Here is an 11,932-nt window from a genome sequence, read left to right as displayed (position 1 = left end):
GCGCCCACTTTGACCGACGAGGTAAAGCATGCGTCGCCCTATGGTAGCTGGTAACTGGAAGATGCACGGTACCCGCGCTAGCGTCGCTGAGCTGACCGAAGGCTTGAGAAATCTGGCCTTGCCGAGCGGAGTGGAAGTCGTTGTATTTCCACCGGCCTTGTTCATCAATCAAGTGATCGATGGCCTGGCAGGTAAGGAAATTACTGTCGGCGCACAGAATTCTGCAGTACAACCCGAACAGGGTGCGCTGACCGGAGAAGTTGCTCCGGAACAGCTGGTTGAAGCAGGCTGCAAGTTGGTGTTGATTGGTCATTCGGAGCGTCGCCAGATCATTGGTGAAACCGACGAAGTGCTCAATCGCAAGTTTGCAGCGGCCCAGGCCAAAGGTTTGAAGCCAGTGCTTTGCATCGGGGAAACCCTTGAAGAGCGTGAGGCTGGCAAAACGCTCGAAGTTGTCGGGCGTCAACTAAGCAGTATCATCGAGGCATTCGGTGTTAAGGCTTTTGCCAATGCAGTAATTGCCTATGAGCCTGTATGGGCCATCGGTACCGGCCTTACGGCCACGCCACAGCAGGCCCAGGATGTGCACGCAGCCATCCGTAGCCAGTTGGCGGCAAAAGATGCTGAAGTGGCTGCGAAGGTGCAGTTGCTCTACGGCGGCAGCGTGAAGGCGGCCAATGCGGCCGAACTGTTCGGCATGCCGGATATCGATGGGGGGCTCATTGGTGGAGCTTCCCTGAACGCAGACGAATTCGGTGCAATTTGTCGCGCCGCAGGAAACTGAACAAATGCTGGAAACAGTCATCGTTGTTTTTCATCTGTTGGCAGCGCTGTCGCTTGTAGTGCTGGTTCTGTTGCAACAGGGTAAAGGTGCGGAAGCAGGTGCATCTTTCGGCGCGGGTGCTTCAAATACCGTGTTCGGGAGCCAGGGTTCTGCAACGTTTCTGAGTAAATTAACTGCTATACTCGCTGCCACTTTCTTTTTGACAGCACTTGGGTTAGGATACTTCGCGAAGCAACAAGCTCACCAGCTTAGCCAAGCAGGTCTTCCAGATCCAGCAGTGCTAGAAGTGAAAGAGCCGCAGAAACCGGCAGTTAATGATGATGTACCGGTGCTCCAGCAGCAGAAGAGCGAAACCACTCCTAACACGGGTGATGTACCTCCTCCGGCACAAGAGCAGAAGTAACGGGTTTCAAGTAGTAGTATTGCCGAGGTGGTGGAATTGGTAGACACGCAACCTTGAGGTGGTTGTGCCCATAGGGTGTAGGGGTTCGAGTCCCCTTCTCGGTACCAATTAAAGCTTGAGAGCCCGCTTTAGCGGGCTTTCTTGCAGGTGAAGGTTCGGATTTGACCCTCAAGAGGGTTCGGTCTTATACTTTTGCCCCAGCTTTGTCGCGGGGTGGAGCAGCTTGGTAGCTCGTCGGGCTCATAACCCGAAGGTCGTTGGTTCAAATCCAGCCCCCGCAACCAGCTTCAGCGGAGCCCCTTTTCAGGGGCTTTTTGCTAACCGAACAGTTTTCGGCGTCGTTGTCCAACGGCGCTTTCAGGGATGGGCGCTTCGCCCATTTTTTATTTGCACAGCATGCACGAGGGGGTTCAGGTGTCGAGCAAGCTAGAACAGTTGCAGGCCTTGTTGGCCCCGGTTGTCGAGGGTCTGGGCTATCAATGCTGGGGGATCGAATACGTTTCCCAGGGTAAGCATTCGGTACTGCGCATCTACATCGACAAGGAAGGCGGCATCCTGGTGGACGACTGCGAAGCGGTCAGCCGTCAGGCCAGCGCAATTCTCGATGTGGAAGATCCGATCAGCAGTGAATACACCCTCGAGGTGTCTTCTCCAGGCATGGATCGCCCACTGTTCACTCTGGAACAGTTTGCCTCGCATGCCGGCGAACAAGTGAAGATCAAGCTGCGCTCACCCTTCGAGGGTCGTCGTAACTTCCAGGGCCTTCTCCGCGGTGTGGAGGAGCAGGATGTGGTGGTCCAGGTGGACAATCAAGAATTCCTGTTGCCGATCGACTCGATCGACAAGGCCAATATTATTCCCAGTTTTGACTGAGACGTGCCGGGCCCGGCGGACTATCCGGGCCCAATGGCTTGCGCAAGGCGAGGCGTACGATGAGCAAAGAAGTACTGCTGGTTGTTGAATCGGTATCCAACGAAAAAGGTGTACCGCCCGGCGTCATTTTCGAAGCGCTGGAAGTGGCACTGGCCACTGCAACCAAAAAACGTTTTGAAGACGAAGTCGACCTGCGTGTGGAAATCAACCGCCACACCGGTAGCTACGAGACCTTCCGTCGCTGGACCGTGGTCGACGAAGCCGATCTTGATGATCCGGCGATCGAGACCTGGTTGAGCAAGATTCACGAAACCCACCCTGAAGCCAAGGTTGGTGACGTGATCGAAGAGAAGATCGAGTCCATCGAATTCGGTCGTATTGCCGCCCAGACCGCCAAGCAGGTCATCGTGCAGAAGGTCCGTGAGGCCGAGCGTGCCCAGGTGGTCGATGCCTACCGCGAGCGCGTTGGCGAGATCATCTCCGGTACCGTCAAAAAGGTTACCCGCGACAACGTCATCGTTGACCTGGGCAACAACGCCGAGGCCCTGCTGGCCCGCGAAGACATCATTCCGCGCGAGACCTTCCGTGTTGGCGTGCGCCTGCGTGCGCTGCTCAAGGAAATTCGCACCGAGAACCGTGGCCCACAGCTGATCCTGTCGCGCACCGCGCCACAGATGCTGATCGAGCTTTTCCGCATCGAAGTGCCGGAAATTGCCGAGGGCCTCATCGAAGTCATGGCTGCATCCCGTGATCCGGGTTCGCGAGCCAAGATCGCCGTCCGCTCCAAGGACAAGCGCATCGACCCGCAAGGCGCCTGTATCGGCATGCGTGGTTCGCGCGTCCAGGCCGTATCCGGGGAGTTGGGTGGTGAGCGTGTGGATATCGTCCTGTGGGACGATAACCCGGCGCAGTTCGTCATCAACGCCATGTCGCCGGCTGAAGTCGCGGCGATCATCGTTGATGAAGATGCCCATGCCATGGACATCGCCGTTGCCGAGGACAACCTGGCCCAGGCCATTGGTCGTGGCGGTCAGAACGTTCGCCTGGCCAGTCAGCTGACCGGCTGGACCCTGAACGTGATGACCGAGAAGGACATCCAGGCCAAGCAGCAGGCCGAAACCGGTGACATCCTGCGCAATTTCATCGATGAACTGGAAGTCGACGAGGAGCTGGCCCAAGTGCTGGTCGACGAAGGCTTCACCAGCCTCGAAGAAATTGCCTACGTACCGTTGGAAGAAATGCTCAACATCGATGGCTTTGACGAAGATATCGTCAACGAGCTCCGCGCTCGAGCCAAGGACCGTTTGTTGACCAAGGCCATCGCTACCGAAGAAAAACTGGCAGACGCCCATCCGGCTGACGACCTGCTCTCCCTCGAGGGTATGGACAAGGACCTGGCGGCGGAACTGGCGGTGCGCGGCGTGGTTAACCGCGAAGACCTGGCCGAGCAGTCGATCGACGATCTGCTCGACATCGACGGCATCGACGAAGAGCGTGCCGGCAAGTTGATCATGGCCGCCCGAGCCCACTGGTTCGAGTAATTAGGCGCGGCCTGAGGAGAGAAGTGCATGACGCAAGTCACGGTGAAAGAACTGGCCCAAGAGGTCGAGGCACCGGTAGAGCGCCTGCTGCAGCAGATGCGTGAGGCAGGTCTGCCGCACACCGACGCCGGTCAGGTAGTGACCGACAATGAGAAGCAGACCTTGCTGACTCATTTGAAGAGCAGCCACAAGAGCAAGGCGGAAGAGCCTCGCAAGATTACCTTGCAGCGCAAAACCACCAGCACCCTGCGTGTCGCCGGTAGCAAGAGCATCAGCGTAGAAGTACGCAAGAAGAAAGTATTCGTGCAGCGCAGCCCGGAAGAAATCCAGGCTGAGCAGAAGCGTGAGCTGGAAGAGCGCCGCGCGGCTGAAAACGCCGCTCGCGAGAAGGTCGAGGCCGAAGTTCGCCAGCGCAACGAAGAGCAGGCTCGCCGTCAGGCCGCCGAAACCGCTGCTGCAGCCCCTGCGCCTGCCGCCAAGCCAGAGGCGGCACCTGCCGCTGCCCCGGCCCCGGTAGTTGCCGACGCCCCGGCGTCCGAAGACGCCGCAGCCCGTGCTGCCGAGCGCAAGAAGGACGAAGCTCGTCGCAACGAAGGCCGCACCCGTGACGAAGACCGTCGTGGTGGCGAGCGTCGTGGCGAGGCCCCGCGCGTGTCGATCAAGGTCAAGGTCAAGGAGAAGGAAAAGGCTCCTACTCCTCGTGCCGCGCCGCGCACCACCGATGAAGAGAGCGATGGCGTACGCCGTGGCCGCGGTGGCAAGAGCAAGCTGAAGAAGCGCAACCAGCACGGCTTCCAGAACCCGACCGGTCCAGTCATCCGTGACGTGACCATCGGCGAGACCATCACCGTCTCGGAACTGGCCCAACAGATGTCGGTCAAGGCCGCTGAAGTGGTCAAGTTCATGTTCAAGCTGGGTACCCCGGTCACCATCAACCAGGTGCTCGACCAGGAAACCGCTCAGCTGGTCGCCGAAGAACTGGGCCACAAAGTGACCCTGGTCAGCGATACCGCCCTGGAAGACTCCCTGGCCGAATCGCTGAAGTTCGAAGGTGAAGTCGAATCGCGTGCGCCGGTCGTTACCGTCATGGGTCACGTTGACCACGGTAAGACCTCGCTGCTCGACTACATCCGTCGTGCCAAGGTTGCCGCTGGCGAAGCCGGTGGTATTACCCAGCACATCGGTGCCTACCACGTGGAAACCGACCGCGGCATGGTCACCTTCCTCGATACCCCAGGCCACGCTGCGTTCACCGCAATGCGTGCCCGTGGTGCCAAGGCTACCGACATCGTCATCCTGGTGGTGGCGGCGGACGACGGCGTGATGCCGCAAACCCGCGAAGCCGTTCAGCATGCCAAGGCAGCTGGCGTTCCGCTGGTGGTTGCAGTGAACAAGATCGACAAGCCGGGTGCCGATATCGATCGCATCCGCAACGAGCTTGCTGTCGAAGGCGTGACCTCCGAGGACTGGGGTGGTGATACTCCGTTCGTCAAGGTTTCGGCCAAGATGGGTACCGGCGTCGACGAACTGCTCGAGGCTGTACTGCTGCAGGCCGAGATCCTGGAACTGACCGCTACCCCGACCGCTCCAGGTCGTGGTGTGGTTGTCGAATCTCGCCTGGACAAGGGCCGTGGCCCGGTGGCGACCATCCTGGTTCAGGACGGTACCCTGCGTCAGGGCGACATGGTCCTGTGCGGATCCAACTATGGCCGCGTGCGCGCCATGCTCGACGAGAACGGCAAGCCTGTGAAGGAAGCCGGCCCTTCGATCCCGGTCGAAATCCTCGGCCTGGACGGTACCCCGGAAGCCGGTGACGAGCTGTCCGTGGTTGCCGACGAGAAGAAGGCCCGTGAAGTTGCCCTGTTCCGTCAAGGCAAGTACCGCGAGGTCAAGCTGGCCCGTGCTCACGCCGGCAAGCTGGAAAACATCTTCGAGACCATGGGTCAGGAAGAGAAGAAGACCCTCAACATCGTCCTCAAGACCGACGTGCGTGGTTCCCTGGAAGCACTGCAGGGTTCGCTGTCGGGCCTGGGCAACGACGAAGTTCAGGTGCGCGTGATCGGTGGCGGCGTCGGTGGTATCACCGAAAGCGACGCCAACCTGGCGCTGGCTTCGAATGCAGTACTGTTCGGCTTCAACGTGCGTGCCGATGCCGGCGCGCGCAAGATCGTCGAGCAGGAAGGTCTGGATATGCGTTACTACAACGTGATCTACGACATCATCGAAGACGTCAAGAAGGCCCTGACCGGCATGCTCGGCAGCGATGTTCGCGAGAACATCCTGGGTGTCGCCGAAGTACGTGACGTGTTCCGTTCGCCGAAGTTCGGCGCCATCGCTGGCTGTATGGTCATCGAGGGTACCGTGTACCGCAACCGTCCGATCCGCGTACTGCGCGAAGACGTTGTGATCTTCGAAGGCGAGCTGGAGTCGCTGCGTCGCTTCAAGGACGACGCCTCCGAAGTACGTAACGGCATGGAGTGCGGTATTGGCGTGAAGAGCTACAACGACGTCAAGGTCGGCGACAAGATCGAAGTCTTCGAGAAAGTCCAGGTTGCTCGTACCCTTTAAGGGTGAGCAGGGCGCCAGCCCCCGCCGCAGGGCGGTGGGCAGCGCCTCAGTAGGTAGCGCCCGGTCAGGCTTCAGCCTGACCGGGCGTTTGCCGCTTTAAGTTACAGGTAGCAAGAATGGCAAAAGAATATAGCCGTACCCAACGCATCGGCGACCAGATGCAGCGCGAGCTGTCGGAGCTGATCCGCCGTGAAGTCAAAGACCCGCGCGTCGGCCTGGTGACCATCACTGCCGTCGATGTCAGCCGTGATCTTGGCCACGCCAAGGTGTTCATCACCGTGATGGGCCAGGACGGCGCCGACGCCGTACCGCAGACCCTCAAGGCCCTGACCAGCGCCGCGAGCTTCCTGCGCCTGCACCTGGGCCGTGTGATGCAACTGCGCAGCGTGCCGCAACTGCACTTCCACTTCGACGAAAGCGTCAGCCGTGGTGCCCACCTGTCGGCACTGATCGAGCGCGCGGTCGCCGAAGACCGTCTGCACAAGGATGCCGACAAGCTGGACGCCGAGGAGTAAGCGGTGGCCCAGGTCAAACGTATCCGCCGCAACGTCAGCGGCATCATCCTGCTCGACAAGCCGCTGGGCTTCACCTCCAACGCCGCCCTGCAAAAGGTGCGCTGGCTGCTCAATGCGGAAAAGGCCGGTCACACCGGCAGCCTCGATCCGCTGGCAACCGGCGTGCTGCCGCTGTGCTTTGGCGAAGCGACCAAGTTTTCGCAGTACCTGCTCGATTCCGACAAGGGCTACGAAACGGTCATGCAGATGGGGCAGACTACCAACACCGGCGATGCCGAAGGTGAAGTGCTGCAGACCCGTGAGGTGACCGTTGGTCGCGCCGACATCGAGGCCCTGCTGCCGCGTTTTCGTGGCCAGATCAGCCAGATACCGCCGATGTACTCGGCGCTCAAGCGTGATGGCCAGCCGCTTTACAAGCTGGCACGTGCAGGAGAGGTAGTGGAGCGCGAGGCGCGTTCTGTTACTATTGGCCGCTTGGAGTTGCTCGAGTGCGAAGGCACCCGTGCAAGGCTGAGCGTAGGATGCAGCAAAGGCACCTATATCCGCACCCTGGTGGAGGATATCGGTGAGGCCCTTGGCTGTGGCGCCTATGTCGCCGAGCTGCGCAGGACCCAGGCCGGGCCTTTCGCGCTGGCACAGACGGTCACCCTCGAGGAACTCGAACAGGCCCACGCCGAAGGTGGCAACGAAGCGCTCGACCGCTTCCTGATGCCTTCGGACAGCGGCCTGCAGGACTGGCCACTGGTGTGCCTGTCCGAGCACAGTGCGTTTTACTGGCTGCATGGGCAGGCGGTACGCGCGCCGGACGCGCCGCAATTTGGCATGGTCCGGGTACAGGATCACAATGCGCGCTTCATCGGTATCGGTGAAGTGAGCGAAGACGGGCGCATTGCGCCGCGTCGGCTGATTCGGTCGGAATGACCGAAACCGCGGGGTCGGGCAATTGCCAGGCCCCACGGCACCAAGGGTGGCTGTCAGTAGGCACGGTCACACCTTTTTTATTAATACAGGGATTTGTCCCTGGCCTATTGGACCCCGCATGCGGGATCCGTTATCAGGAGAAGCCAAATGGCCCTCAGCGTTGAAGAAAAAGCTCAGATCGTTGCCGAATACCAGCAAGCCGCCGGCGATACCGGTAGCCCGGAAGTGCAGGTTGCTCTGCTGACCGCCAACATCAACAAGCTGCAAGGCCACTTCAAGGCCAACGATAAAGACCACCACTCCCGTCGTGGTCTGATCCGTATGGTCAACCAGCGTCGTAAGCTGCTGGACTACCTGAAGGGCAAAGACACCACTCGTTACAGCGCCCTGATCGGTCGCCTGGGTCTGCGTCGCTAATAGCGGCCTGGCCAGTGGTGTGCATGGCGTGTCGCAGGCTTCGGCAGGGCTGTTTTGCAGTGCTGCCGTTGGACACGCCACGCGTATCTCCGAGGTTGGCAGCCTGGCAATGCTGAGCGGATTTTCCGCTTGGTGCCAGGCTCCCAGCCTCGTGTTGTATCTGGACGGTCAATGGGGCCGATTCCCCGTTCTGCCCAAGAATTCGCAAGAAACCAGTTCCCCCAGAGCCACTGAAAAAAGGTAGGAAACCGTGAACCCGGTAATCAAGACATTCCAGTTCGGTCAGTCGACCGTTACTCTCGAAACGGGCCGTATTGCCCGTCAGGCAACCGGCGCCGTGCTGGTTACCGTCGACAACGACGTCACCGTGCTGGTGACCGTGGTCGGTGCCAAACAGGCCGATCCAGGCAAGGGCTTCTTCCCGCTGTCGGTCCACTACCAGGAAAAGACCTACGCCGCCGGCAAGATCCCGGGTGGCTTCTTCAAGCGTGAAGGCCGTCCTTCCGAGAAAGAGACCCTGACCTCGCGCCTGATCGACCGTCCGATCCGTCCGCTGTTCCCGGAAGGCTTCATGAACGAAGTGCAGGTTGTCTGCACCGTGGTTTCCACCAGCAAGAAGACCGACCCGGACATCGCTGCGATGATCGGTACCTCGGCCGCCCTGGCCATCTCCGGCATTCCTTTCGAAGGCCCGATCGGCGCCGCTCGCGTTGCCTTCCACGAAAGCACCGGCTACCTGCTGAACCCGACCTACGAGCAACTGGCTGCCTCGAGCCTGGACATGGTCGTTGCCGGTACCGAATCGGCTGTACTGATGGTTGAGTCGGAAGCCAAAGAGCTGACCGAAGACCAGATGCTGGGCGCCGTGCTGTTCGCCCACGACGAATTCCAGGCCGTGATCCAGGCCGTCAAGGAACTGGCTGCCGAAGCCGGCAAGCCGACCTGGGACTGGCAGCCAGCCCCGGCCAACGTCGAGCTGATGAACCTGGTACGCGCCGAGTTCGGCGAAGCCGTTTCGCAGGCCTACACCATCACCCAGAAGGCTGACCGCTACAATCGCCTGGGCCAGCTGCGCGACGAGGCTGTTGCCCGTCTGAGCAACGAAGAGACCGGCCCGTCCGCCGGCGCCATCAAGGAAATCTTCGGCGAGCTGGAATACCGCACCGTCCGTGAGAACATCGTCAACGGCAAACCGCGTATCGACGGCCGTGACACCCGCACCGTGCGCCCGCTGAACATCGAAGTCGGCGTCTTGCCAAAGACTCACGGTTCGGCGCTGTTCACCCGTGGCGAAACCCAGGCCCTGGTCGTTGCGACCCTGGGTACTGCCCGTGACGCCCAGCTGCTGGACACCCTGGAAGGCGAGAAAAAAGACCCGTTCATGCTGCACTACAACTTCCCGCCATTCTCGGTGGGTGAGTGCGGTCGCATGGGCGGCGCTGGCCGTCGTGAAATCGGCCACGGCCGCCTGGCCCGTCGTGGCGTGCAGGCCATGCTGCCGAGCGACAGCGAGTTCCCGTACACCATCCGCGTGGTATCGGAAATCACCGAATCCAATGGTTCCAGCTCCATGGCTTCGGTCTGTGGTGCTTCCCTGGCCCTGATGGACGCTGGTGTACCGATGAAGGCACCGGTTGCCGGTATCGCCATGGGCCTGGTCAAGGAAGGTGACAAGTTCGCCGTCCTGACCGACATCCTGGGTGACGAAGACCACCTGGGCGACATGGACTTCAAGGTAGCCGGTACCGCCAAGGGTGTTACCGCGCTGCAGATGGACATCAAGATCAACGGTATCACCGAAGAGATCATGGAGATCGCCCTGGGCCAGGCCCTGGAAGCGCGCCTGAATATCCTCGGCCAGATGAACCAGATCATCGCCCAGTCGCGTAGCGAGCTGTCGGCCAACGCCCCGACCATGATCGCGATGAAGATCGACACCGACAAGATCCGTGACGTCATCGGTAAAGGCGGCGCCACCATTCGCGCCATCTGCGAAGAGACCAAGGCTTCGATCGACATCGAAGACGATGGCTCGATCAAGATCTTCGGCGAAACCAAGGAAGCGGCAGATGCTGCCAAGCAACGCATCCTGGGCATTACCGCCGAAGCCGAGATCGGCAAGATCTACGTCGGCAAGGTCGAGCGCATCGTCGACTTCGGTGCGTTCGTAAACATCCTGCCTGGCAAGGACGGCCTGGTGCACATCTCCATGCTGAGCGATGCTCGCGTCGAGAAAGTCACCGACATCCTGAAAGAAGGCCAGGAAGTCGAAGTACTGGTACTGGACGTGGATAACCGCGGCCGTATCAAGCTGTCGATCAAGGACGTTGCCGCGGCGAAGGCCTCGGGCGTCTAAGCGACCGCCACGCAACAGGAAAAGGGCCCTTCGGGGCCCTTTTTTCATGGGCGAAAGGGAACCTTTTGCGGACTTGCATCTTGCATGCAGGTTTACCGTGCAGATTGCAAAATGCACGACGACGGGAATGCTGGTTTTTCGCTAACTTATTGATTTGAAAGGAAACAAGCGAGACGGAAAAGCTGGCACAGCGCATGCAACTACCTCCATATCTGACGCCAGGACATACGGCGCAGACCTTTCGAAAAACAGGAGTGACTCACATGAAGAAGTTCGCCATTGCTGCCGCTACTGCTACCGCCCTGACCCTGACCATGGCTAACGGCGCATTCGCTGCGGAGCCAACCCAGGCTCCAGTCATGTTGGCTGCCAACACCGTGGATAACGCCAAGCAGGAAGGTTCCGACACCTGGATCACTACCAAGGTGAAAGCGGACCTGCTGACTGAAAAAGGTATTCCAGGCAGCGACATCAAAGTCGAGACCAGCCAAGGCGTCGTCTCGCTGTCGTCTGACGTGGCGATCACTCAATCCCAGAAAGAAGAAGCAGTACGCATCACCAAGAACATCAAAGGCGTAAAAAGCGTCATGTCTGACGGCCTGAAAGCCGAATAAGGAATGTCCCGTCGGCCAAACGGATTTGGCCACCTTCGCTCCGAGCCCCGGCTATTTGCCGGGGCTTTTCATTGGCGGCTAGTACACCGGGTTACGCGCGATCACATCACTCTCGAAGCATTCTTGCTCGACGATCAGCGGCTCGACCAATGGCCGGCTATCGCGAAAGTGCGCGGTCTGGGTATGCGCTTCATAGGCTGCATCGTCGCGGTAGATCTCGTACAGGTAGATCAACTCCGGGTCGACCCGGTCTTGCGACACATCGAATGCCAGGCAACCAGGTTCAGTGGCGACTGAGAGGCTGCGGCATTGACCTTGATCGCAGTGAGAAAATCCTCGGCGCAACCGGGCTTCACTCGGGTCTTGATGAACAGGCTATACACAAGGCTCTCCTTTTGTTTTAAATTCTCAACTGAATTGTATACAAAAATGGAGCTTCGCCAATGTCCGAATTGCCTGCACGCCCTGGTCGCCTGAACGGCCTGCGCCATATTGCCTTGTTGGTGCCCAACCTGGAGGAGTGCGAACGCTTCTACGTCGATGTGCTGGGCATGGAGGTGCTGAACCGCGCCAACGAAGACCTGGTATATCTCACTTGTGGTAACGACAACCTGTCGCTGGGGCGCGGGGCAGGGGCGGCCAATGGTTTGCAGACCCTGGACCACTATGGGTTCATCGTCGATAGCGTGGAGGAGCTGGAGGCCTGGTACCAGTATTTCAAGGCCCATGGCGTGACCCTGCTGGACCGGCCGTTCAACCATGGTGACGGGGCGCGCAGCTTCCACCTGCTGGACCCGGCAGGGAACAAGGTGCAGCCGTTGTACCACCCGGCGGTGTCGGGGCAGCGGTTGGTGTGAAGCCTGTACCGGCCTCTTCGCGGGCTTGCCCGCTCCCACAAGGACCGTACACAGTTCAAGGCCTGTGCAGTACCTGTGGGAGC

General features: G+C 59.9%; 11 protein-coding genes, 2 tRNA genes and 1 pseudogene. 13 read left to right on the top strand and 1 reads right to left on the bottom strand.

Annotation, left to right across the window (positions count from 1 at the left end):
- Positions 1-28: 28 nt before the first annotated feature.
- The 12 genes from tpiA (at position 29) to KDB76_RS24690 (ending at position 10,992) form a co-directional block, all read left to right on the top strand.
- A complete protein-coding gene (gene tpiA / locus KDB76_RS24745; protein ID WP_023661275.1) occupies positions 29-784 on the top strand; it encodes a triose-phosphate isomerase in 756 nt (251 codons plus the stop codon).
- A gap of 4 nt (positions 785-788) precedes the next feature.
- The gene (gene secG / locus KDB76_RS24740; protein ID WP_015271857.1) at positions 789-1,187 is read left to right on the top strand and encodes a preprotein translocase subunit SecG; all 399 of its coding nucleotides are present in this window, start codon (positions 789-791) and stop codon (positions 1,185-1,187) included.
- A 21-nt stretch (positions 1,188-1,208) separates the two neighbouring features.
- Positions 1,209-1,294 (top strand) — tRNA-Leu (locus KDB76_RS24735).
- 100 nt (positions 1,295-1,394) lie between these two features.
- Positions 1,395-1,471 (top strand) — tRNA-Met (locus KDB76_RS24730).
- Positions 1,472-1,601: 130 nt separating this feature from the next.
- Complete coding sequence (gene rimP / locus KDB76_RS24725) at positions 1,602-2,060, top strand: ribosome maturation factor RimP (RefSeq protein WP_003249960.1); 459 nt, start codon at positions 1,602-1,604, stop codon at positions 2,058-2,060.
- 59 nt (positions 2,061-2,119) lie between these two features.
- Positions 2,120-3,601, top strand: coding sequence for a transcription termination factor NusA (gene nusA / locus KDB76_RS24720; RefSeq protein ID WP_003258062.1), 1,482 nt, complete (start codon positions 2,120-2,122; stop codon positions 3,599-3,601).
- A 27-nt stretch (positions 3,602-3,628) separates the two neighbouring features.
- Positions 3,629-6,169, top strand: a complete 2,541-nt coding sequence (gene infB / locus KDB76_RS24715) for a translation initiation factor IF-2 (RefSeq protein WP_024087764.1) — start codon at positions 3,629-3,631, stop codon at positions 6,167-6,169.
- Positions 6,170-6,285: 116 nt separating this feature from the next.
- Positions 6,286-6,684 (top strand): 30S ribosome-binding factor RbfA, encoded by a 399-nt coding sequence (gene rbfA / locus KDB76_RS24710; RefSeq protein ID WP_003258061.1) that lies wholly within the window; start codon positions 6,286-6,288, stop codon positions 6,682-6,684.
- Positions 6,685-6,687: 3 nt separating this feature from the next.
- Positions 6,688-7,605, top strand: coding sequence for a tRNA pseudouridine(55) synthase TruB (gene truB, locus KDB76_RS24705; protein WP_013974284.1), 918 nt, complete (start codon positions 6,688-6,690; stop codon positions 7,603-7,605).
- A 147-nt stretch (positions 7,606-7,752) separates the two neighbouring features.
- Complete coding sequence (gene rpsO, locus KDB76_RS24700) at positions 7,753-8,022, top strand: 30S ribosomal protein S15 (protein ID WP_003249971.1); 270 nt, start codon at positions 7,753-7,755, stop codon at positions 8,020-8,022.
- A gap of 250 nt (positions 8,023-8,272) precedes the next feature.
- Positions 8,273-10,378, top strand: a complete 2,106-nt coding sequence (gene pnp, locus KDB76_RS24695; protein ID WP_013974283.1) for a polyribonucleotide nucleotidyltransferase — start codon at positions 8,273-8,275, stop codon at positions 10,376-10,378.
- A gap of 263 nt (positions 10,379-10,641) precedes the next feature.
- On the top strand, positions 10,642-10,992 hold the full coding sequence (locus KDB76_RS24690) for a BON domain-containing protein (protein ID WP_013974282.1): 351 nt from the start codon (positions 10,642-10,644) through the stop codon (positions 10,990-10,992).
- A gap of 78 nt (positions 10,993-11,070) precedes the next feature.
- Here the strand turns inward: KDB76_RS24690 and KDB76_RS24685 are convergent.
- Positions 11,071-11,375, bottom strand: a pseudogene (locus KDB76_RS24685) (putative quinol monooxygenase).
- A 60-nt stretch (positions 11,376-11,435) separates the two neighbouring features.
- Here KDB76_RS24685 and KDB76_RS24680 point away from each other — a divergent pair.
- On the top strand, positions 11,436-11,849 hold the full coding sequence (locus KDB76_RS24680) for a VOC family protein (RefSeq protein ID WP_010955354.1): 414 nt from the start codon (positions 11,436-11,438) through the stop codon (positions 11,847-11,849).
- The last annotated feature ends 83 nt before the right edge of the window (positions 11,850-11,932 follow it).

The sequence above is a fragment of the Pseudomonas sp. JS425 genome (assembly GCF_018223845.1).
GTDB classification, from domain to species: domain Bacteria; phylum Pseudomonadota; class Gammaproteobacteria; order Pseudomonadales; family Pseudomonadaceae; genus Aquipseudomonas; species Aquipseudomonas asiatica.
The sequence above is the reverse complement of the archived record's forward strand: the minus strand, read 5'-3'. Positions and strand labels throughout refer to the sequence as shown.

Bases quoted from the DNA above. Each gene is read 5' to 3' on its own strand.
- tpiA (WP_023661275.1), top strand. From the start codon at position 29: ATGCGTCGCCCTATGGTAGCTGGTAACTGGAAGATGCACGGTACCCGC.
- secG (WP_015271857.1), top strand. From the start codon at position 789: ATGCTGGAAACAGTCATCGTTGTTTTTCATCTGTTGGCAGCGCTGTCG.
- nusA (WP_003258062.1), top strand. From the start codon at position 2,120: ATGAGCAAAGAAGTACTGCTGGTTGTTGAATCGGTATCCAACGAAAAA.
- infB (WP_024087764.1), top strand. From the start codon at position 3,629: ATGACGCAAGTCACGGTGAAAGAACTGGCCCAAGAGGTCGAGGCACCG.
- rbfA (WP_003258061.1), top strand. From the start codon at position 6,286: ATGGCAAAAGAATATAGCCGTACCCAACGCATCGGCGACCAGATGCAG.
- rpsO (WP_003249971.1), top strand. From the start codon at position 7,753: ATGGCCCTCAGCGTTGAAGAAAAAGCTCAGATCGTTGCCGAATACCAG.
- KDB76_RS24690 (WP_013974282.1), top strand. From the start codon at position 10,642: ATGAAGAAGTTCGCCATTGCTGCCGCTACTGCTACCGCCCTGACCCTG.
- KDB76_RS24680 (WP_010955354.1), top strand. From the start codon at position 11,436: ATGTCCGAATTGCCTGCACGCCCTGGTCGCCTGAACGGCCTGCGCCAT.